Origin of the sequence: Pseudomonas entomophila (assembly GCF_029478665.1) — a bacterium.
In the GTDB taxonomy this organism is placed as follows: domain Bacteria; phylum Pseudomonadota; class Gammaproteobacteria; order Pseudomonadales; family Pseudomonadaceae; genus Aquipseudomonas; species Aquipseudomonas entomophila_F.
The window spans coordinates 1-21,374 of sequence record NZ_JARPQB010000025.1; the positions used below are offsets into that span (position 1 = coordinate 1).

The window sequence follows — 21,374 nt, forward strand, 5'->3', positions numbered from 1 at the left end:
TCAAGTGGGGGGGCAGGTGGGGTGGGTGCTGGCAACGGAAAGTTCAGGGGCAAGGTCGAGGCTGCTACTCATTCCGGCGGCTCCTGATGCGTTTGACTGCGATGAGCGGGCGCTGGCGCACGGGCTCGCCATCTCGTCGGTGCAGGCGTTGGCATCACTGGGTTCTGGGCGCGGCGGTCGCGGTTCGGGGCGACGCTGCGGATTCTTGTGTATTTATGTTTTGTCTTGTTTGTATACAAAACACGAGCACACAAAAGCCAGTTTCATGCCATATGGAATCCAACTTTTAGTTTGCCATTACTTTGAATCTCTTGAATTGTTTTATAACTAGCTGAAATATAGAAATTATAAATTGACCGAATGAACAGTTTTTATTTTTTGAAAGTCTTTTAGTTGATCGAGTGGTCAGATTTATGGGCGCAGAGTGTGTAACCTAATGGGGCATGGATTGGAAAAAGTGCACACAAAAATGGCACCTAAGGTGACATTTGTGTGTACAAGGCGATTTGACGAGGACTCTGTAGGAGCGGCTTTAGCCGCGATCACCCGCGTAGCGGGTGCCAGACACCCTGTTGCCTGCATCGCGGCTAAAGCCGCTCCTACAGGTTCGCGCCGGTCGTGCGGCGCCTCATTCCATCGGCGGCAGGCGCCGTTTCACCGGGGTCTTCTTGATGATCGCGGTATTGGTTTCGGCCAGCACGTTGAGGCGGTCGAGGAGGGTATCCAGCTGCTCCATCGAGCGCACATGCAAGCGGGCAATGAAGCAATCCTCGCCGGTGACCTTGTCGCACTCGGTGAACTCGGGGATGGCCACGATCTGCCGCTCCACCTCCTGCAACTGCCCGGGTAGCGGACGGATGTGCACGATGGCCTGTAGCTGGTAACCGAAACTGCGAGGGTCGACTTCCACGGTGTAGCCGCGCAGCACGCCGCGCTCTTCCAGGCGGCGCAAGCGCTCGCTGACGCTGGGCGCGGACAACCCGCTGATCTGCGCCAAGGCCTTCAGCGAGCGGCGCGAGTCCTGCATCAGGGCGTTGATCAGCAGTTGGTCGATTGCGTCGGTCATGGTTACCTCGTTAGGTGATTTTCATTATTTGCCTTGATAGTAAAGGTGATGTCTGGATGACACCTTCGCTATCCGCTGGATGGCAGCCGGTGATCCTCCGCATACTGTGCCCATCGTCGACAGGAGGTGTGAGATGGACAATTCGCTGCGCCGCGGCGCCCTGGAAATGGTCGCCGCCATGCTGATCTCCGGGACCATCGGCTGGTTCGTGCTGGTGTCCGGGCTACCAGTGCTGGAAGTGGTGTTCTGGCGTTGCGTGTTCGGTGCCGGCACCTTGCTGCTGATCTGCGCGGCCATGGGTTTTCTCAAGCCCGGTGTGCTGACCCGCGCAACCTTTCTGCTGGCGGTGGCCAGCGGGGTGGCCATCGTCGGCAACTGGGTGCTGTTGTTCGCCTCCTACTCGCGGGCCTCCATCGCTATCGGTACGGCGGTGTACAACGTCCAGCCATTCTTGCTGGTGGGGCTGGCGGCGCTGTTCCTCGGCGAGAAGATCACCCTGCCCAAGCTGACCTGGCTGAGTGTGGCCTTCCTCGGCATGCTGGCCATCGTCAGTGCCCATGGCGCCGGGCAGGGTAGCGGTGGCGAGTACCTGCTGGGTATCGCCCTGGCCCTGGGCGCGGCGTTCCTGTATGCCGTGGCGGCGCTGATCATCAAGCGCCTGACCGGCACGCCACCGCACTTGATCGCCTTGGTCCAGGTGAGCACCGGTGTATTGTTGCTGGCGCCCTGGGTGAAGCTTGGCGGGCTGCCGGGTGAACTGCCGGGACTGGGAAGCCTGGTGACGCTGGGGATCGTGCACACCGGTTTGATGTACGTGTTGTTGTATAGCGCCATCCAGCGGTTGCCCACGGCACTGACCGGTGCGCTGTCGTTCATCTACCCGATCGCGGCGATCCTGGTCGACTGGGTTGCCTTCGGCCATCGCCTGGCGCCGCTGCAATGGCTGGGCGTGGCGCTGATCCTGCTGGCGGCAGCGGGCATGCAGCAGGGCTGGTGGTTCCGCTCGTTCACGGGGGCGGCGCAGCAACGGTGAAGGTCAGATGCGGCGCAAGCGGTTAGAATGCCGCTTTTGCCCAACCAAAGCCGAACATGACGCCAGCCATTGCCACCCTTGAGCAGCACCTGCTCGCCGCCCTCGATCCCGCTCCCCAGGAGACCCGTCGCCTGTTCCATGGCCGTGGCCGTTGCTGGCCGGGGCTGGAACAGATCACCGTCGACTGGCTGGATGGCGTGCTGCTGGTGGCGCTGTTCCGCGAGCCGCCCGAGGGCCAGCTGGCTGAGCTGGAGGAAATGCTCAAGGCGCTGGCGCAACGCCCGCAGTGGACAGGCCAGGCCATTCTCCTGCAGCACCGTTACCTGCCCGACAGCCCCGGCCAATGGCTGCTGGGCGAGCCCTGCCAACAGCGCGAGGTGGTCGAGGATGGGCTTACATACCTGCTCAACCTCGGCGTGCGGCAGAACAACGGCCTGTTCCTCGACATGCGTTATGGCCGTCGCTGGGTGCGCGAGCAGGCGGCGGGCAAGCGGGTGCTCAACCTGTTCGCCTACACCTGTGGTTTCTCCGTGGCGGCGATTGCCGGCGGCGCCGAGCAGGTGGTCAACCTGGACATGGCCAAGTCGGCGTTGTCCCGTGGCCGCGACAACCACAGGCTCAACGGCCATGACGCCTCGCGGGTCGCCTACCTGGGGCATGAGCTGTTCAAGTCGTGGGGCAAGGTGCGCAAATTCGGGCCGTACGACCTGATCATCATCGACCCGCCGACCTTCCAGCGCGGCAGCTTCGTGCTGACCCAGGACTACGGCAAGATCCTGCGACGGTTGCCGGAGTTGTTGAGCGAGGGCGGGACGGTGCTGGCCTGTGTCAACGACCCGGGGATCGGGCCGCAGTTCCTGATCGATGGCATGGCCGAGCAGGCGCCGGGGTTGGCGTTCGTCGAGCGGTTGGAGAATCCGCCGGAGTTTCCGGATGCCGACCCCGAGGGTGGGTTGAAGGCATTGGTGTTCCGTTCACAGGCCTGAAATGCAGTTCGCCAGCGAGCTGGCTCCTACAGGGTGTTGCGCAATCCGTAGGGGCCAGCTTGCTGGCGAAGGCGTTTACTTGTTGGTGTAGATCTGGTCGAACACGCCACCGTCGTTGAAGTGGGTCTTCTGCACGGTGCGCCAGTCACCGAAGGTTTTCTCCACCGACAGGAAGTCGACTTTCGGGAAGCGGTCGGTGTACTTGGCCAGCACGGTGGCGTCACGTGGGCGCAGGTAGTTGTTGGCGGCGATTTCCTGGGCCTCCGGCGACCACAGGTACTTCAGGTATTCCTCGGCCACGGCCTGGGTGCCTTTTTTCGCCACCACCTTGTCGACCACGCTCACCGGCGGCTCGGCTTCGGCCGACACGCTGGGGTAGATCACTTCGAACTGGTCGCGGCCGAACTCGCGGGCGATCATCTCGGCTTCGTTCTCGAAGGTCACCAGCACGTCGCCGATCTGGTTGGTCATGAAGGTGGTGGTGGCGGCGCGGCCGCCAGTGTCCAGCACCGGCGCCTGCTTGAACAGCTTGCCGACGAAGTCGCGGGCCTTGCTTTCGTCACCGCCCTGCTTGAGCACGTAGCCCCAGGCCGAGAGGTAGGTGTAGCGGCCGTTACCCGAGGTCTTGGGGTTGGGCACGATCACCTGCACGCCGTCCTTGAGCAGGTCGGGCCAGTCCTTCAGCGCCTTGGGGTTGCCCTTGCGCACGATGAACACGGTGGCCGAGGTGAACGGCGCGCTGTTGTTCGGCAGGCGGGTCACCCAGTTGTCCGGCACCAGCTTGCCGTTGTCGGCCAGGGCGTTGATGTCGGTGGCCATGTTCATGGTGATCACGTCGGCCGGCAGGCCATCGATCACTGCGCGCGCCTGCTTGCTCGAGCCGCCGAAGGACATCTGCAGATTGACCTTCTCGTTGTGCTCTTTTTCCCAGTGCTTCTGGAACGCCGGGTTGTAGTCCTTGTAGAAGTCGCGCATCACATCGTAGGAGACGTTGAGCAGGGTGGGGGCGGCCTGGGCGAGGTTGCCCAGGGCCAGGCCCGCGGCGAGCAGCGAGGCGCTGAAAAGTTTTTTCACTGGGGCATTCCTTGTTCTGGTTCAAAGGGTTGGCGATTTGCCAGCGACTATAACGGGTGGCTTTGCGCGGGTTAAAGAACAAAACGGTCTTTGGTTATGTCGTTGTCAGCGCTGGCCCTGTCGCGGCTGAAGCCGCTCCTACACATTTGTGCAGAACCTGTAGGAGCGGCTTCAGCCGCGATGGCGTCAGCACCGTCACCTTCACTGCTTGGGGAACAACGCATTGCCACACCGCGAACAGAACGCCGCGCCATGCTCATGGTGATGCTTGGCGCATGTCGGGCAGTCGTGCTGCAGCTGTTCGCCGCGCAGGGCATTGGCCAGTTCGGCGGTAAAGATGCCGGTCGGCACCGCAATGATCGAATAACCGGTGATCATCACCAGCGACGACAGCACCTGCCCCAGCGGCGTCTTCGGCACGATATCGCCAAAGCCCACGGTGGTCAGGGTGACGATCGCCCAGTAGATGCCCTTGGGGATACTGGTGAAGCCATGCTCCGGCCCTTCGATCACATACATCAGCGTGCCGAACACGGTGACCAGGGTCGACACACTGACCAGGAACACGATGATCTTCTGCTTGCTGCCCTGCAGCGCCGCCAGCAGGTAATGCGCCTGCTTCAGGTAGGGGCTGAGCTTGAGCACGCGGAAGATCCGCAGCATGCGGATCACTCGGATCATCAGCAGGTACTGGGCGTCGCTGTAGTACAAGGCGATGATGCCCGGCACGATCGCCAGCAGGTCGACCAGCCCATAGAAGCTGAAGGCGTAGCGCAGCGGCTTGGGCGAGCAGTACAGGCGGGTGATGTACTCGGCAAGGAAGATCGCCGTGAAGCCCCACTCGATGGCGGCCAGCAGCCCGGCGTAGTTCTGGTGCACGTCGTCGATGCTGTCGAGGATCACCGTGACCAGGCTGGCCAGGATGATCAGCAGAAGCATCTTGTCGAAGCGTCTTCCAGCGACCGTGTCGGTCTGGAAGACGATGACGTAGAGCCGCTCGCGCAGGCTCGAAGGGTTGTCCATGGGCGCGTTCCATTATGCGAATGGGCAGAGCCTAGGGGCTGTGTTTCAGCTGTGCAAGCGAGGCGCGTTGCGGCGCTGGTTGAGGTGCAGCAGGTGGTTGCCCAGGTGCATCAACCAACAGGCGGTCACGAACGGCGCGGTCAGCCCGGCGATCGGCAGCAAGCTGAACAGCGCTTGCAGCAGGAGCGCGCAGGCGATCGCCAGCAGGGTCACCCAAGGTTTCTCGCCCTGGCGGCTGAAGGCCAGCGCGGCCAGGGCCGCATTGAAGCCGTACAGGCCCAGCCAGGCGCCCTGTGCTTCACCGGCCAGCAGCGCGACGCCACCGCCGATCGCCGAGCCGATCACCGCCCAGGTGGCGGCATACGGGTTGGCGAAGTACATGCCAATGACGATCAGCAGGCCGGCCATGGGCTTGTCCAGCAGGAAGATCTGGCCCACGCCACGCAACAGGGCATACACCGGGTCGGCCTCGACATAGCCGTTGGCCGAGGGTGTCGCCATCAGCAGGGTGGCCCAACCCAGCAGCACGAAGGGCGCGGTGTAGGCGACCAGCAGCTTGCCGCCGCGCTTGCGCCATTGGTGGGTGAGCATGCTCGACAGGCCGCCGGCGGCGATGATCAGTGGCGGCAGGATCGCCGACCAGGGCAACACGGCGCTGATCAGCAGGCCGATCAGCACGCCGTTGTAGCAGTACAGCCCGGCCTGGCGGTCGGCACGGTCGTAGCCACGGCGCTGGGCGGTGAGCAGGCCGGCGAGGGCGCCGAGCAGGGCGCCGCCGACCAGGTCGGGGGCGGTCAGCAGGATGGCCAGCAGGCAGCACAGGCCGCACAACGGGTTGCGCAGCAGCAGCACCTGGCTGAAGCCGTTGAGCAGCGCCGTGGCCCAGTCGGGGCACGGGTTGACGAAATTCTTGGTGTACATGGGCAGTCGATGAAGTTGATGGGGAAGCGGTGGGCCTCTTCGGGCCTCGGTTTTCCGCAAGTTCGGTGCATCGGGAGGGCTTTGCCCTCCTTTCGCGGCACAAGGCCGCTCCTACAAGGGATCGCGGTCTCCTGTAGGAGCGGCCTTGTGCCGCGAAAGGGGCGCAGAGCGCCCCCGGCGATCTCAGACCAGCGTCTCGATCCGCAGCGTATTAGTCGAGCCCGGCTTGCCGAAAGGCACACCGGCGGTGATCAGCAGGGTGTCGCCGCGGCTGGCCATGCCTTGTGCCTGGGCGATTTCCAATGCGGTGGAGACCACCTCGTCAACCTGGCGCAGGCGGTCGTTGACTACCGAATGCACACCCCAGGTCACGCTCAGGCGACGTGCGGTGTTCAGGTTTGGCGTCAGGTTGAGGATCGGCGCCCGTGGCCGCTCGCGGGCGGCGCGCAGGGTCGAGGCCCCCGACTCGCTGTAGTTGACCAGCACCGCCACCGGCAGGATGCCGCTGATACGACGGATCGCGCAGCTGATGGCGTCGGACACGGTCGCCTCGGCCTTGGGCCGGCCGACGTCGAGCTGGGCCTGGTAGTCCGGGCCGTTCTCCACCTGGCGGATGATCTTGCTCATCATCTGCACCGCTTCCAGCGGGTAGTCGCCCGAAGCCGTTTCGGCCGACAGCATCACCGCGTCCGCGCCTTCGGCCACGGCGTTGGCCACGTCGGTGACCTCGGCGCGGGTCGGGGCCGGGGAGAAACGCATCGATTCGAGCATCTGGGTGGCCACCACCACGGGTTTGCCCAGCTGGCGGCAGGTGCCGATGATGCGCTTCTGGATCTGCGGCACGCTTTCGGCCGGCACTTCCACGCCCAGGTCGCCACGGGCGACCATGATCGCGTCGGACAGCTCGGCGATGGCTTGCAGTTGCTCGACCGCCGAGGGCTTCTCGATCTTGGCCATCAGGTAGGCACGGTCACCGATCAGTTGGCGGGCCTCGAGGATATCTTCGGGGCGCTGCACGAACGACAGGGCTACCCAGTCAACGCCCAGTTCCAGGCCGAAGGCCAGGTCGCGGCGGTCTTTCTCGGTGAGCGGGGAGAGGTCCAGCACCGCCTGGGGCACGTTGACCCCCTTGCGGTCGGACAGTTCGCCCCCCGCCAGCACTTCGGTGTCGATGGCGTCGCTGTGCTTGGCGGTCACCCGCAGGCGCAGCTTGCCGTCGTCCAGCAGCAGGTCCATGCCGGGTTCCAGCGCGGCGATGATTTCCGGGTGCGGCAGGTTGACCCGGCGGCTGTCGCCCGGGGTCTTGTCCAGGTCCAGGCGCAGGGCCTGGCCGCGTTGCAGCTGCACCTTGCCTTCGGCGAAGCGGCCGACCCGCAGTTTCGGGCCCTGCAGGTCCATGAGGATGCCCAGCGGGTAGTTGAGCTGCTGCTCGACTTCGCGGATCCACTGGTAGCGCAGGGCGTGGTCGGCGTGTTCGCCGTGGCTGAAGTTGAGGCGGAAGATGTTCACCCCGGCTTCGACCAGCTGGCGGATGTCATCGATGCCTTTGATCGCAGGCCCGAGGGTGGCGAGGATTTTGACTTTTTTATCAGGCGTCATGATTGCGGGGTCTCGAGGATCAGGATGGCGCGGAAGTCGTTGACGTTGGTGCGGGTCGGCTCGGTGACGATCAGCGCCTCGAGCGCCTCGAAGTAGCCGTAGCCGTTGTTGTTGTCCAGCTCGTCGCTGGCCGACAGGCCCAGGGCCTCGGCGCGGGCGTAGCTGGCCGGGGTCATGAAGGCGCCGGCGTTGTCTTCCGAGCCATCGATGCCGTCGGTATCGCCGGCCAGGGCATACACGCCCGGCAGGCCCTTGAGGCTTTCGGTGAGGCTGAGCAGGAACTCGGCGTTGCGCCCGCCACGGCCGTTGCCGCGCACAGTGACGGTGGTCTCGCCACCGGACAGGATCACGCAGGGCGCCTTCAGCGGCTGGCCGTGCAGGACGATCTGCCGGGCGATGCCGGCGTGCACCTTCGCCACCTCGCGGGACTCGCCTTCCAGGTCGCCGAGGATCAGCGGGCTGAAGCCGGCCTGGCGGGCTTTCACCGCGGCGGCCTCCAGCGACTGCTGGGGCTTGGCGATGAGCTGGAAGTGGCTGCGGGCGAGGGCAGGGTCGTCGGCCTTGACGGTTTCGGAGACCGGGTTGTTCAGCCAGTCGATGACCGCTTTCGGCGCTTCGATGTTGTAGCGCTTGAGGATCGCCAGGGCCTCGGCCGAAGTGCTCGGGTCGGCCACGGTGGGGCCGGAGGCGATGACGGTGGCGAGGTCGCCGGGCACATCGGAAATCGCATAGGTGTAGACCGTGGCCGGCCAGCAGGCCTTGGCCAGGCGGCCGCCCTTGATCGCCGAGAGGTGCTTGCGCACGCAGTTCATCTCGCCAATGGTGGCGCCAGACTTGAGCAGGGCCTTGTTGATCTGCTGCTTGTCGGCCAGGGTCAGGCCTTCGGCGGGCAGCGCCAGCAGCGCGGAGCCACCGCCGGAGAGCAGGAAGATGACGCGGTCGTCTTCGCTCAGGTTGCTGACCAGTGCCAGCACGCGCTTGGCCACGGCGAGGCCTGCGGCATCGGGGACCGGGTGGGCGGCTTCGACCACCTCGATCTTCTGGCAGCTGGCGCCATGGCCGTAGCGGGTGACCACCAGGCCGGAGACTTCGCCTTGCCAGCATTTCTCGACCACTTCGGCCATGGCGGCGGCGGCCTTGCCGGCGCCGATGACGATGACCCGGCCGCTGCGGTCGGCGGGCAGGCAGGGTTCCAGGACCTGGCGGGGGTGGGCGGCGGCGATGGCTGTGTCGAACAGTTCGCGCAGGAGTTCTTGTGGATCGACCGACATGGCAGGCTCCCAAAATTCTTGTTGTTTTGCAGAATCGAAAACGCCCCTGGAACTGCCTCCGTGCAGGCCGAACCAGGGGCGGGTGTTGCTCGGTGCCACCTCATGGACCTGTGGTTGCAGGTTCATCGGTGTTGGCCGCATCGCGGATGAATCCGCTCCTACAGGCCGTTCATTTTGATCGGATCAACCTGTAGGAGCGGATTCATCCGCGAAGGGCCGGTACAGGTTTACTTGTCGTCGCGGATCGAGAAGTTGGCCATGTGCTCCAGGCCCTTGATCAGCGCCGAGTGGTCCCAGTTGCCGCCACCCAGCGCCACGCAGGTGCTGAACACTTGCTGGGCGTTGGAGGTGTTGGGCAGGTTGATGCCCAGCTCCTTGGCACCCTGCAGGGCCAGGTTCAGGTCCTTCTGGTGCAGGTTGATGCGGAAGCCCGGGTCGAAGGTGCCCTTGATCATACGCTCGGCGTGCACTTCGAGGATCTTCGACGAGGCGAAGCCGCCCATCAGCGCTTCACGCACCTTGGCCGGGTCGGCGCCGTTCTTGGCGGCGAACAGCAGGGCTTCGCCGACGGCCTGGATGTTCAGGGCGACGATGATCTGGTTGGCGACCTTGGCGGTCTGGCCATCGCCGTTGCCACCGACGCGGGTGATGTTCTTGCCCATGGCTTCGAACAGCGGCAGGGCACGCTCGAAGGCTTTCGGGCAGCCACCGACCATGATGCTCAGGGTCGCGGCCTTGGCACCGACTTCGCCACCGGACACCGGTGCGTCCAGGTAGGCGGCGCCGGTGGCCTTGATCTTCTCGGCGAAGGCCTTGGTGGCAGTCGGGGAGATCGAGCTCATGTCGATCACTACCTTGTTCGGGCCGACGCCCTCGACGACACCGTTCTCACCGAACAGGACGCTTTCGACCTGCGGGGTGTCCGGCACCATGACGATGATGAATTCAGCTTCCTGGGCCACTTCCTTCGGGTTGGCCAGGGCGACGGCGCCAGCGGCGATCAGGTCGGCCGGGGCGGCGTCGTGGTGGGTGGAAACGAAGATGCTGTGACCTGCTTTTTGCAGGTTCTGGGCCATGGGCTTGCCCATGATGCCGGTGCCGAGGAAACCGATTTTAGCCATGAGAGTTCTGCCTCTTTGTATTTGTATGAACAGGCGACCTGGCCCCTGTAGGAGCGGCCTTGTGTCGCGAAAGGGGCGCGCAGAGGCCCCACGATCTCAATCACGTCGGAAGATTGTCGGGGCTGCTGCGCAGCCCTTTCGCGGCGCAAGGCCGCTCCTACAAGGGTCCTGCGTGTGCCTCAAATTGCGTTGTGCGTCTTCAACCAGCCCAGGCCGGCTTCAGTGGTGGTCTTGGGCTTGTATTCCGCGCCCACCCAGCCCTGGTAGCCGATGCGGTCCAGGTGCTCGAACAGGAAGCGGTAGTTGATCTCGCCGGTGCCCGGCTCGTGGCGGCCCGGGTTGTCGGCCAGCTGCACGTGGTTGATCAGCTTCAGGTTGGATTCCAGGGTGCGGGCCAGGTCACCTTCCATGATCTGCATGTGGTAGATGTCGTACTGCAGGAACAGGTTGTCGCTGCCCACCTCGGCCTGGATTTCCAGGGCCTGTTTCGTGGTGTTCAGGTAGAAGCCGGGGATGTCGCGGGTGTTGATCATTTCCATGACCAGGCGGATCCCGGCGGCCTTGAGCTTGTCGGCGGCGTAGCGCAGGTTGTCGACGAAGGTCTTGCGCACGGTGGCGCAGTCCAGGCCTTCGGGACGGATGCCGGCCAGGGCGTTGACCTGGGTGTTGCCCAGCACCTTGGCGTACTCGATGGCCTTGTCGACGCCGGCGCGGAACTCTTCGACGCGATCCGGGTGGCAGGTGATGCCGCGCTCACCTTTCGACCAGTCGCCCGCAGGCAGGTTGAACAGCACTTGCGTCAGGCCGTGGGCATCGAGCTGCTGCTTGATTTCGGTGGCGCTGAAATCGTACGGGAAGAGGTATTCGACACCGCTGAAGCCAGCGTCGGCGGCGGCCTTGAAGCGGGCCAGGAAGTCCTGTTCGGTGAACAGCATGGACAGGTTGGCGGCGAAGCGAGGCATAGGTCGTCTCCTTGCGTTGAAGACCCCCGCGCAAGGCGCGGGGGCGTCAGGCGATCAGTCCAGCAGCGAGATGGCGGTTGGCGCGTCGTTACCCACCAGGGCGAGGTCTTCGAACTCGTTGACCGCGTTGATCTCGGTGCCCATGGAAATGTTGGTCACGCGCTCGAGAATCACTTCGACCACCACCGGTACGCGGAACTCCTCGGCCATCTTCTGCGCCTTGAGCAGGGCAGGGGCGATGTCGGCCGGTTCGAACACGCGGAGGGCCTTGCAGCCCAGGCCCTCGACCACGGCGACGTGGTCGACACCGTAGGTGGCGGCGTCGGTAGCGTTGATGTTCTCGAAGGCCAGTTGTACACAGTAATCCATGTCGAAGCCACGCTGGGCCTGGCGGATCAGGCCGAGGTAGGCGTTGTTCACCAGCACGTGGACATACGGCAGGTTGAACTGCGCGCCCACCGCCAGCTCTTCGATCATGAACTGGAAGTCGTAGTCACCCGACAGCGCGACCACCTTGCGCTTCGGATCGGCCTTGACCACGCCCAGCGCGGCCGGGATGGTCCAGCCCAGCGGGCCGGCCTGGCCGCAGTTGATCCAGTGGCGTGGCTTGTACACGTGCAGGAACTGCGCGCCGGCGATCTGCGACAGGCCGATGGTGCTGACGTAGCAGGTGTCCTTGCCGAACACCTGGTTCATCTCTTCGTACACGCGCTGCGGCTTGACCGGCACGTTGTCGAAGTGGGTCTTGCGCTGCAGGGTGGCCTTGCGCTGCTGGCAGTCTTCCAGCCAGGCCTTGCGGCACTTGAGCTTGCCGGCGGCTTTCCACTCGCGGGCCACTTCGAGGAATACGTCCAGCGCCTTGCCGGCATCGGAAACGATACCCAGGTCGGGGGTGAACACGCGGCCGATCTGGGTCGGTTCGATGTCCACGTGCACGAACTTGCGGCCTTCGGTGTAGACGTCGACGGAGCCGGTGTGACGGTTGGCCCAGCGGTTGCCGATACCGAACACCAGGTCCGACTTGAGCAGGGTGGCGTTGCCGTAGCGGTGCGAGGTTTGCAGGCCGACCATGCCGACCATCAGTTCGTGATCGTCCGGGATGGTGCCCCAGCCCATCAGGGTCGGGATCACCGGCACGCCGGTCAGTTCGGCGAATTCGACCAGCTTGTCGCTGGCGTCGGCGTTGATGATGCCGCCACCGGCCACCAGCAATGGGCGCTCGGCGTCATTGAGCAGGGCCAGGGCTTTTTCGGCCTGCACGCGGGTGGCGGACGGCTTGTGCACCGGCAGCGGTTCGTAGGCGTCGATGTCGAATTCGATCTCGGCCATCTGCACGTCGAACGGCAGGTCGATCAGCACCGGGCCTGGGCGGCCGGTGCGCATTTCGTAGAAGGCCTTCTGGAAGGCGTAGGGCACCTGGCCTGGTTCCAGGACGGTGGTGGCCCACTTGGTGACCGGCTTGACGATGCTGGTGATGTCGACGGCCTGGAAGTCTTCCTTGTGCAGGCGCGCACGCGGCGCCTGGCCGGTGATGCAGAGGATCGGGATGGAATCGGCGGAGGCGCTGTACAGGCCGGTGACCATGTCGGTGCCGGCAGGGCCGGAGGTGCCGATGCACACACCGATATTGCCCGGGTTGGCGCGGGTGTAGCCCTCGGCCATGTGCGAGGCGCCTTCGACGTGGCGAGCGAGGACGTGATCGATGCCACCGACTTTCTTCAGGGCCGAGTACAGCGGGTTGATGGCAGCCCCTGGAATGCCGAACGCGGTATCTACACCTTCACGGCGCATGACCAGAACGGCTGCATCGATTGCTCTCATTTTGCTCATGGGTTGTGCCTCATCGATTTTGTAATTGTATACAACTTGCGTTGCGGCAGAGTGTATTCATGCTCGGCGCAAAAGGTCAATCCATTTTCGTCGGCGGGTTTGACTCACCGGTCATGCCCGATAAAGGCGGCATTTCGTCGCAGTCATCATCATTGCGCCAAAAAATTGTATACAAAGCGTGCCTTTGTTGTGTTCTATGCTGTCTATCGGTTTTCAACTGCCCCTCAGGGCTCTCACAACAAGAAGAGGACCTTTCCATGAACGCATTGACCCTGAAAGTCGCCGTTGGCGTGGTGAATGCCGCGCTGGCCGCAGGCCGCAAGATCAACGCCGCGCCGTTGACGGTGGCGGTGCTGGACGCTGGCGGGCACCTGCTGGCGTTGCAACGGGAGGACGGCGCCAGCCTGCTGAGGCCGGAAGTCGCCATCGGCAAGGCCTGGGGCGCGGTGGCCCTGGGCAAGGGTTCACGCCTGCTGGCGCTGGACTCGCAGCAGCGGCCGGCGTTCTACGCCGCGCTGAACGGATTGGGCGAGCGGCCGGTGGTGCCGGTGCCGGGCGGGGTGCTGATTCGTGATCAGGACGGCAAGGTGCTGGGGGCGGTGGGGATCAGCGGGGATACGTCGGATATCGACGAGCAGTGCGCGATCAATGCGATCGAGGAAGTGGGGCTGACGGCGGATGCCGGGGTGGCGGCTTAAGGTTCAAGGTGTCGGGGCCGCTTTGCGGCCCATTCGCGGCACAAGGCCGCTCCTACAAGAGGGTCGCGGTTTTCTGTAGGAGCGGCCTTGTGCCGCGAAAGGGCTGCAAAGCAGCCCCGCCGGATCAATCAGGCGGCCTCGGGCTCGCAGCCTTTCAACACCAGGCGGATGATGGTTTCCGCCGCTGCGTCGTAATCACTGTCGGCCAGCTTCGCCTTGCCGGTGACCACGGCGATCTGCCAGTCGAAATCGGCGTATGTTTGCGTCGCCGCCCAGATACTGAACATCAGGTGGTGCGGGTCGACATTGGCGATCTGCCCACGCTCGATCCAGCGCTGGATGCACTCGATGTTGTGCCGGGCCTGCTCGTTGAGCTGCTCGACCTGGCTGGGCGAGAGGTGCGGCGCGCCGTGCATGATCTCGCTGGCGAACACTTTCGAGGCGTGGGGCAGGTCGCGGGAGATGCGGATCTTCGAGCGAATATACGAACTCAGCACTTCTTTCGGATCACCGTCGGCGTTGAACGGCGTCGAGGCCTGCATGATCGGCGCGATGATGCTCTCGAGCACCTCGCGGTAGAGGTTTTCCTTCGACTTGAAGTAGTAGTACACGTTCGGCTTGGGCAGGCCGGCCTTGGCCGCGATATCGCTGGTCTTGGTGGCGGCGAAGCCCTTGTCGGCGAATTCTTCACTGGCCGCGCGCAGGATCAGTTCCTTGTTGCGCTCGCGAATGGTGCTCATTGTCGGGGATCTTCCTCGTGTCTGGCCGCCCTCCAAGAGGGATCGCGCATGGTAGCACCGCCCCGGACAGGCGCTCAAGGCAGCGACTTTGCGCTAGAATCCCGGCCTTTCACCCCACTGGATACAGGCAAACATGGCAGGAAGCAGTCTACTGGTACTGATCGACGATATCGCCACGGTACTGGACGATGTCTCGGTAATGACCAAGGTCGCGGCAAAGAAGACCGCGGGGGTGCTGGGCGACGACCTGGCGCTCAATGCCCAGCAGGTCACCGGCGTGCGCGCCGACCGGGAAATTCCGGTGGTCTGGGCGGTGGCCAAGGGCTCGCTGGTGAACAAGGCGATCCTGGTGCCGGCGGCGCTGCTGATCAGTGCCTTTATCCCCTGGGCGGTCATTCCCCTGCTGATGGTCGGTGGCGCCTACCTGTGCTTCGAAGGTTTCGAGAAGCTGGCGCACAAGTTCCTGCACAGCAAGGAAGAGGACGAGGCGCAGCACGAGGCGCGCAAGGAGGCCCTGGCCGACGCCAATGTCGACCTGGTGGCGTATGAGAAGAGCAAGATCAAGGGCGCGGTGCGCACTGACTTCATTCTTTCCGCCGAGATCATCGCCATTACCCTGGGCATCGTGGCCGACGCGCCATTGAGCCAGCAGATCGTCGTGCTGTCGGGCATCGCCGTCGTCATGACCATCGGTGTCTATGGCCTGGTGGGCGGTATCGTCAAGCTCGACGACCTTGGGTTGTGGATGACCCGGAAATCCTCGGGCCTGGTCCGCGCCATCGGTGGCGGCATCCTGCGCGCCGCGCCCTACATGATGAAGGGCCTGTCGGTGGTCGGTACCGCCGCCATGTTCCTGGTCGGTGGCGGCATCCTGGTGCATGGCATCGCGCCGTTGCACCATGCCATCGAGGCGTTTGCCGATGGGCGTGGTGGCGCGCTGACCGGGGCCCTGCTTAATGGTGTGGCCGGCGTGGTGGCCGGAGGCGTGGTGCTGGCAGTGGTCGCTGTGCTGGGCAAGCTGTGGCGGGTCGTGCGACCTGCTCGCTGAGGCGGGTAGAGCGGTTCGCCGGCAAGCCGGCTCCTACGAGGATTGTGCAACTCCTGTAGGAGCCGGCTTGCCGGCGAACCGCCCTTGAATCAAGCCCTCAAGGGCTGACAGCAACACCTTTCTCTTCTGGCTTCCACGCCAGCAAACCCTGACTGAACCCGTAAGCGGCGCTCTGGTAATAAGCGATCGCCCGGCGAATCAGCGGGTTGTCCTCATTCACGTTGGTCTCGCGGCTGTTGCCCAGCGCATCTTCATGCACGCGCAAGCCGCCACGTGGGCTGAGGATCGCCAGGTCCTTGCCGTCGAACAGCCCCAGGTGCTGGTAGTTGCCGATCAACACCCGTGGTGGCAACACGTCGTCACGCAGCAGGTCGCGACCGAAGAACGTCGAGGTGTAGCTCAGGTTGAGCAGGCCGAGCAGAGTGGGTGCCAGGTCGATCTGGCTGGCCAGCTTGGGGTTTTCCTGCGGCGCGATCATTTTCGGTGCGTAGATCCACAGCGGAATCTGGTAGTTGTTGACCGGCAGGTCTTCCTTGCCGGCACTGCCTGCGGTGTGGTCGGCGACAAACACGAACAGGGTGTTGTCGAACCAAGGCTTTTCTTTAGCCTGGCGCAGGAATTGGGCGATGGCGTAGTCGGTGTATTTCACCGCGCCCTCGCGCCCATCGCCCGAAGGGATGTCGATACGACCGTCGGGGTAGGTATACGGGCGGTGGTTGGAGGTGGTCATCAGTTGCAGGAAGAACGGCTTCTGCGCGGCGTGGTCGGTATCGGCCAGCTTGATCGCCTGGCGATACAAATCCTCGTCAGCCATGCCCCAGGCATTCTTGAAGCTGATTTCGCTCTCGTCGACGCTGCTCTGGTCGACGATGCGGTAGCCGTTGCCGCTGAAGAAAGCGTTCATGTTGTCGAAGTAGCCGCGCCCGCCATAGACGTACACCGCGTCATAGCCGACCGCCGTCAACTGTTGGCCCAGGCTGGCATAGCCGCTTTCGCGGCCGATGCGCTTGACGATCGAGCGGCCGGGGGTGGGCGGGATCGACAGGGTGATGGCTTCCAGGCCGCGGTCGGTGCGGGTGCCGGTGGCATAGAAGTTGTTGAAGTACAGGCTCTGGGTGCGCAGTGCATCGAGGTTGGGCGTGAGGTTTTCCGGGTGGCCGTTGCTGCCCATGTACTTGGCGCTGAAGCTCTCGATGGTCACCAGGATGATGTTTGGTTTGCGCAATTCACCGCTGGCGCTGATGTGGCGGCGGATGTCCTGGGCCTCGCGGGCCTCGAAGCGGGCATTGGCGGCGGCCAGTTCCTGGTGCATCTGCGTACCCACCGCGTCCGCGCCAAGGCTGGCGTAGAACTGGGTGTAGTCCAGTTCGTTGTTGCGGAAGGCGGCGAAGAACTGGTACGGGCCGTTGCTGGCCAGTTCGCGCTGGTAGGCGTTACCGCCCTGGCCGCGGGGGAACTGCTGGTCGATCACCAGCACCGCCATCATGCTCAAGCCCGCCAGCACGCAGAGGCCCACCAGGCGCTGGCGGCCGGTGATCGCCGGGGCGGCGAGGGCACGGCTCAGCGGCCTGCGCAGCAGCAGGGTGAGCAGCAGCGCCACTACCGCCAGGCTGCCCAGCAGCGTGGGCAGGGGATAGGACTCGCGAATGTTGTCCAGGACTTCCTTGGAGTACACCAGGTAGTCCACGGCGATGAAGTTGAAGCGCACGCCGAACTCGTCCCAGAACAGCCACTCGGCCACCGCGACGAACAGCATGAGGAACAGGCTTGCCGCCAGCGCGCCTTGTAGCAGCCAGCGGTGGGTACGGGTGCGCCACAGGGGTGTCGGGCACAGAGCCAGGTACAACCCCAGCGGGAGCGCGGCATAGATCAGGAAGCTCAGGTCATACAGCGCGCCGCTGAAGAACACCGACAGGTAGCTGCCGCTGAACTCGTCGGCATGGGCCGCCAGCAGGACCACACGGGTCAACAGGAAGATGCCGAACCAGGTCGAGCAGAGTAACAGCAGGAAACGCCAGGGGGCGGCGAGCGGGGTACGCATGAAGTTGGCCTATGTCCATATGGGGTGCAGGAAGACAAGCAGACTAACCGGCCAGTTGCAAAAAAAATGTCAAAAATATGCAAGTCGAGTATGGATATCGACTTTAATGGTGCGGACTTTTTAAGTGCGATCCGTATCGAGGAGGTCATCATGTTCGGTCAAGTTCTGACCTACGACGTTTATCATCTTGCGTTGTATCTGCTCACGGCGCTGGCCTGGGGGCTGCTGGGCATGCGTTTTCTGCTTCGCGACACGACTGCCACGGGGCTGCTCAAGTGCTGCGCGATGTTTGGGGTAGCCGTGGCGATCAAGGCGGTGATGCTGGTGCTCGATATCTGGCGAGTGCTGGAACACCATCAGGTGGAGAGGCTGTTGATGGTGTTGGGCGGGTTGTTGCCTGGTGCATTGCTGTTGATCTGGAAGACAAGTTCTACGCTAAGTAGGAAGTTTCCTATTTAGTTGTAGGTTGAATCTTACAATTTTGAAAGAAACAGCGCCTTTCCGAAAGGCGCTGTTTCGTTTCACGATCAGAAGTGAACTTTGACCAGCAAGCTCGCGGTGTTCTGGTCGGTGGTGAAACCGTCGCTGTCCTTGATGCCGTACTTGTTCTTCCAGTAGTCGTACTCGATACCCACGTACAGCTGCTTCTCACCCAGGTGCAGGGCCTTGCCCAGGTCGTACTTGATCTGCGGGTTGAAGTGCAGGTTGGCCTGGTAGGTGCCGCGACGGTTCTCGTCGTTGTCCACCACCCAGTCCATGAAGCCGTCGATCAGCACGTCGGACGAACCCACGGGGATGGTGTAGGACCAGACCGGGGTGATCTGCCAGACATTGTCGCCCGGGCGGCTGCCGTCGGTGGTGCGCTGGTAGAAGTTCAGCTGGAAGTAGTCGAAGCCCGGGATGGCCAGGTCGAAGCCAGGGCCGATCAGGTAGGACTCGGTGTCACCCTCGCCGAACTCGTAGGTCATCGCCAGCAAAACGTCCTTCACCGGGCCGAACTCGAGCTTCTGGTCGAAGATCTTGCCGAACGACAGGCGCGGGCTGATCTCGCCGTAGTAGGTGTTGGGGCCGTTGTTGGCGTCCTTCTTGCCTTGGTAGAAGATCTTGTCGACGAAGATGAAGTTGTCGCCATACTTCCACGCGTCGGCGTGCTCGAAGGTGAAGGTCTGCTGGGTCTCGGGGTTGACCTTGAAGTTCTTGCCCCACAGGTAGGTCAGGCTGTTGTTCTGCCATTGCAGCAGGTCACCGGCTTGGCTGGCGCCGCAGGCCAGCAGGCCACCGGCGAGGATCAGGCTATTGATGGTACGCATTGCGTGTGTCGCTCCCTTGATTTGGATCTGTTGTCAGCGCTCGGGCGCTGTTCTTGTCTTTTGGGTCAGCTTTTTTCGATTGGCCACAGCTGTTTGGCAAGAGCTGCGCCAACTTTTCCGCGTTGGGCACAACCATCCTGCTCGACGTCTTTCTGAACGGATGAAAAGGGTGTCTCAGGCTGGCAACACGTTGGCCAACCGCCCGAATTCATTGACTGAGCGGTCAGTAAACGCAGGCAGGATCCGTCCTGCCCTGATCGAGGGGGCGCGCAGATTACTGGCTTGCGCGCCGCACCTCAAGTGCTCCGTCCTGGAGCACTGTGCTGCAAAGTTGGGCATTTGGTCAGGTTATCAGAAGTGCACCTTGATCAGTGCACTGGCGACGCTCTGATTGCTGTCCAGGTTGCCGCGGCTGTCGATGCCGTACTTGTCCTTCCAGTAGCTGTACTCGAAGCCCACATAGAGTTGCTTGGCGCCCAGGTTCAGGGCCTTGCCCAGGTCGTACTTGACCTGTGGGTTGAAGTGCAGGTTGGCGTGGTAGGTGCCGCGGCGGGTCTGGTCGTTGTCGGTCACCCAATCCATGTAGCCGTCGATCAGGATGTCCGACCGGCCCACGGGAAGGGTGTACGACCAGCCGGGGGTGATCTGCCAGACGTTGTCGCCCGGGCGGCTGCCCTCGGTGTTGCGTACATAGAAGTTCAGGGTGAAGTAGTTGAAGCCGGGGATGTCCAGGTCGAAGCCGGGGCCGATCAGGTAGGCCTCGTTGTCGCCTTCGCCACGCTCGTAGGTCATGGCCAGCAGCACGTCCTTGATCGGGCCGAAGGCCAGTTTGCGTTCGAAGATCTTGCCGAACGACAGGCGCGGGCTGAACTCGCCGTAGTAGGTGGTGACGCCTTTGCCGGGGTCGGCCTTGCCGTTGTAGAAGATCTTGTCGACGAACAGGAAGGTGTCGCCGTACTTCCACTTGTTGGCATGCTCGAAGGTGACGGTCTGCTGGATGTCAGGGTTGATCTTGAAATCCTTGCCGTACAGGTAGGTCAGGCTTTCGCCGTGCCATTGCAGCCATTCGCCGGCGTGGGCGGGGAGGGTGGCCAGCAGGCTGCTGCCCAGCAGAACGGACGTGGTGATGCGCTTCATGTTGTGGTTCCCGGACTTATTGTTTTTGTTTGGGGCTTTTTCGGCGCGCAGGCGCCCCGGGCGGCCCATTCCGGCGGGCCGACGGTAAAACGGTTGCAGCGTGTCGGAAGTGGGGCGGCACGTGAGTGCCGCCCCGGTCACTCAATGCGGGTGACAGGCCTCGTTGTGCGCGGCGCGCTCGGCGCCACCGAGGATGTTGAACAGCAGGTTCAGCACCAGGGCGCTGAGGGTGGCCATGGCGATGCCACTGTGGGTGATGGGTTCCATCCACTGCGGCATCTGCGCGAAGAATTCCGGACGGACCACGGGGATCAGGCCGAAGCCGACGCTGACGGCGACCAGCAGCTGGTTGCGACGGTCGGAGATGTCCGCCTCCTGGAGGATCTTGATCCCGGTGGCGGTGACCATGCCGAACATGGCGATGGACGCGCCGCCCAGTACCGCAGGCGGGATCGAGGCGATCAGGAAGGCCGCCTTGGGCAGCAGGCTGAGCAGGATCAGCAGCGCGCCGGCCATCACCGTGACGTAGCGGCAGCGAACCCCGGTCATCTGCACCAGGCCAATGTTCTGGGCGAACGAGGAGTGGGTGAAGGTGTTGAAGAAGCCGGCGATGAACGACGCGCCGGCGTCGCACAGCAGGCCGCGACGCAGCATCCCAGGTGTTACTTCACGGTCGGTCACCTTGCCCAGTGCGAGGAACATGCCGGTGGACTCGACAAAGATGATCACCACCACCAGGCACATCGACAGGATCGGCGCCAGGCTGAAGGTCGGCATGCCAAAGTGCAGCGGGGTGACCACCTGCAACCACGGCGCCTCGCTCAGGCCCGACAGGTCGACCATGCCGATGGAACCGGCGAGCACATAGCCCAGGCCCATGCCCACCAGTACCGACACATTGACCCAGAAACCGCGCATGAAACGGTTGATCAGCAGGATCACCGCCAGCACCAGGCCGGCCACCATCAGGTAGATCGGCGCGCCGAAGGCCTGCGCTTCATGGCCGCCACCGGCCCAGTTGACCGCCACCGGGAACAGCGACAAGCCAATGGAGGTGATGACCGTGCCGGTCACCAGCGGCGGGAAGAAACGCACGACCTTGGACATGAACGGCGCGATCAGCATGCCGAAGAAGCCGGCTGCGATGGTCGCGCCGAAGATCCCCTGCAGACCGACACCTGGCATGCCGGCCATGGCCACCATGCTGCCGACCGCCGCGAAGCTGGCGCCCATCATGACCGGCATGCGGATGCCCACGGGGCCGATGCCGAAGGATTGGATGATGGTGGCAACGCCGGCGACCAGCAGGTCGGCGTTGATCAGGAAGGCGACTTCTTCGCGGGACAGGCCCGCCGCCTGGCCGATGATCAGGGGGACCGCGATGGCGCCACCGTACATCAGCAGAACGTGTTGCAAACCCACCAGGATCAGCTGGAACAAGGGCAGGGGCTGTCGCGGCGGCGCAACGGGGATGTGCGCCTTGCGTGACTCGGACATGCAGCACCTCGAGTTTT

At 63.5% G+C, this 21,374-nt stretch carries 20 protein-coding genes; 6 read left to right on the forward strand and 14 right to left on the reverse strand.

Features of this window, described 5'->3' with window-relative positions; all coding sequences use genetic code 11:
* The coding region (locus tag P5705_RS14235; RefSeq protein WP_277461459.1) for a hypothetical protein at window positions 1–331 on the forward strand (331 nt) is incomplete at its 5' end.
* 297 nt (window positions 332–628) lie between these two features.
* Here P5705_RS14235 and P5705_RS14240 read toward each other — a convergent pair.
* Window positions 629–1,066, reverse strand: a complete 438-nt coding sequence (locus P5705_RS14240; protein ID WP_277461460.1) for an Lrp/AsnC family transcriptional regulator — start codon at window positions 1,064–1,066, stop codon at window positions 629–631.
* A 133-nt stretch (window positions 1,067–1,199) separates the two neighbouring features.
* Here P5705_RS14240 and P5705_RS14245 point away from each other — a divergent pair, with 133 nt between their 5' ends.
* The gene (locus P5705_RS14245; RefSeq protein ID WP_277461461.1) at window positions 1,200–2,099 is read left to right on the forward strand and encodes a DMT family transporter; all 900 of its coding nucleotides are present in this window, start codon (window positions 1,200–1,202) and stop codon (window positions 2,097–2,099) included.
* Between the two features lie 56 nt (window positions 2,100–2,155).
* Entirely contained in the window at window positions 2,156–3,085 is a 930-nt protein-coding gene (locus P5705_RS14250; RefSeq protein WP_277461462.1) for a class I SAM-dependent methyltransferase, read from the forward strand.
* A 75-nt stretch (window positions 3,086–3,160) separates the two neighbouring features.
* Here the strand turns inward: P5705_RS14250 and P5705_RS14255 are convergent, their stop codons facing one another.
* The 8 genes from P5705_RS14255 to gcl form a co-directional block, all read right to left on the reverse strand.
* Complete coding sequence (locus tag P5705_RS14255; RefSeq protein WP_277461463.1) at window positions 3,161–4,159, reverse strand: sulfate ABC transporter substrate-binding protein; 999 nt, start codon at window positions 4,157–4,159, stop codon at window positions 3,161–3,163.
* Window positions 4,160–4,360: 201 nt separating this feature from the next.
* Window positions 4,361–5,182: an ion transporter gene (locus P5705_RS14260; RefSeq protein WP_277461464.1), complete on the reverse strand. Its 822-nt coding sequence runs from the start codon at window positions 5,180–5,182 to the stop codon at window positions 4,361–4,363.
* Between the two features lie 45 nt (window positions 5,183–5,227).
* A complete protein-coding gene (locus tag P5705_RS14265) occupies window positions 5,228–6,103 on the reverse strand; it encodes an urea transporter (protein ID WP_277461465.1) in 876 nt (291 codons plus the stop codon).
* A 183-nt stretch (window positions 6,104–6,286) separates the two neighbouring features.
* On the reverse strand, window positions 6,287–7,702 hold the full coding sequence (gene pyk / locus P5705_RS14270; protein ID WP_277461466.1) for a pyruvate kinase: 1,416 nt from the start codon (window positions 7,700–7,702) through the stop codon (window positions 6,287–6,289).
* Window positions 7,699–8,973, reverse strand: a complete 1,275-nt coding sequence (locus P5705_RS14275; protein WP_277461467.1) for a glycerate kinase type-2 family protein — start codon at window positions 8,971–8,973, stop codon at window positions 7,699–7,701. Before P5705_RS14275 ends, pyk begins: the two co-directional genes overlap by 4 nt.
* Before the next feature lie 227 nt (window positions 8,974–9,200).
* Entirely contained in the window at window positions 9,201–10,094 is an 894-nt protein-coding gene (locus tag P5705_RS14280) for a 2-hydroxy-3-oxopropionate reductase (RefSeq protein ID WP_011532931.1), read from the reverse strand.
* A 179-nt stretch (window positions 10,095–10,273) separates the two neighbouring features.
* Window positions 10,274–11,056, reverse strand: coding sequence for a hydroxypyruvate isomerase (hyi, locus tag P5705_RS14285; protein WP_277461468.1), 783 nt, complete (start codon window positions 11,054–11,056; stop codon window positions 10,274–10,276).
* Between the two features lie 54 nt (window positions 11,057–11,110).
* On the reverse strand, window positions 11,111–12,886 hold the full coding sequence (gcl, locus tag P5705_RS14290; protein WP_277461471.1) for a glyoxylate carboligase: 1,776 nt from the start codon (window positions 12,884–12,886) through the stop codon (window positions 11,111–11,113).
* 257 nt (window positions 12,887–13,143) lie between these two features.
* On the opposite strand from gcl, the gene P5705_RS14295 reads away from it, so the two are divergent.
* The gene (locus P5705_RS14295) at window positions 13,144–13,584 is read left to right on the forward strand and encodes a GlcG/HbpS family heme-binding protein (protein WP_240065152.1); all 441 of its coding nucleotides are present in this window, start codon (window positions 13,144–13,146) and stop codon (window positions 13,582–13,584) included.
* 128 nt (window positions 13,585–13,712) lie between these two features.
* Here the strand turns inward: P5705_RS14295 and P5705_RS14300 are convergent, their stop codons facing one another.
* Window positions 13,713–14,324, reverse strand: a complete 612-nt coding sequence (locus P5705_RS14300; protein ID WP_011532935.1) for a TetR/AcrR family transcriptional regulator — start codon at window positions 14,322–14,324, stop codon at window positions 13,713–13,715.
* A 133-nt stretch (window positions 14,325–14,457) separates the two neighbouring features.
* Between P5705_RS14300 and P5705_RS14305 the strand changes: the two genes are divergently transcribed.
* The gene (locus P5705_RS14305; protein ID WP_277461472.1) at window positions 14,458–15,372 is read left to right on the forward strand and encodes a DUF808 domain-containing protein; all 915 of its coding nucleotides are present in this window, start codon (window positions 14,458–14,460) and stop codon (window positions 15,370–15,372) included.
* Between the two features lie 97 nt (window positions 15,373–15,469).
* On the opposite strand, the gene P5705_RS14310 is transcribed toward P5705_RS14305, so the two are convergent.
* Window positions 15,470–17,413: an LTA synthase family protein gene (locus tag P5705_RS14310; RefSeq protein WP_277461473.1), complete on the reverse strand. Its 1,944-nt coding sequence runs from the start codon at window positions 17,411–17,413 to the stop codon at window positions 15,470–15,472.
* Window positions 17,414–17,503: 90 nt separating this feature from the next.
* Here P5705_RS14310 and P5705_RS14315 point away from each other — a divergent pair, with 90 nt between their 5' ends.
* Window positions 17,504–17,872, forward strand: coding sequence for a hypothetical protein (locus P5705_RS14315; protein WP_277461475.1), 369 nt, complete (start codon window positions 17,504–17,506; stop codon window positions 17,870–17,872).
* Window positions 17,873–17,940: 68 nt separating this feature from the next.
* On the opposite strand, the gene P5705_RS14320 is transcribed toward P5705_RS14315, so the two are convergent.
* The 3 genes from P5705_RS14320 to P5705_RS14330 form a co-directional block, all read right to left on the reverse strand.
* Window positions 17,941–18,723, reverse strand: coding sequence for an outer membrane protein OmpK (locus P5705_RS14320; protein WP_011532939.1), 783 nt, complete (start codon window positions 18,721–18,723; stop codon window positions 17,941–17,943).
* 351 nt (window positions 18,724–19,074) lie between these two features.
* Window positions 19,075–19,860: an outer membrane protein OmpK gene (locus tag P5705_RS14325; RefSeq protein ID WP_277461481.1), complete on the reverse strand. Its 786-nt coding sequence runs from the start codon at window positions 19,858–19,860 to the stop codon at window positions 19,075–19,077.
* Window positions 19,861–20,001: 141 nt separating this feature from the next.
* Complete coding sequence (locus P5705_RS14330) at window positions 20,002–21,357, reverse strand: nucleobase:cation symporter-2 family protein (RefSeq protein WP_277461483.1); 1,356 nt, start codon at window positions 21,355–21,357, stop codon at window positions 20,002–20,004.
* Between the last annotated feature and the right edge of the window lie 17 nt (window positions 21,358–21,374).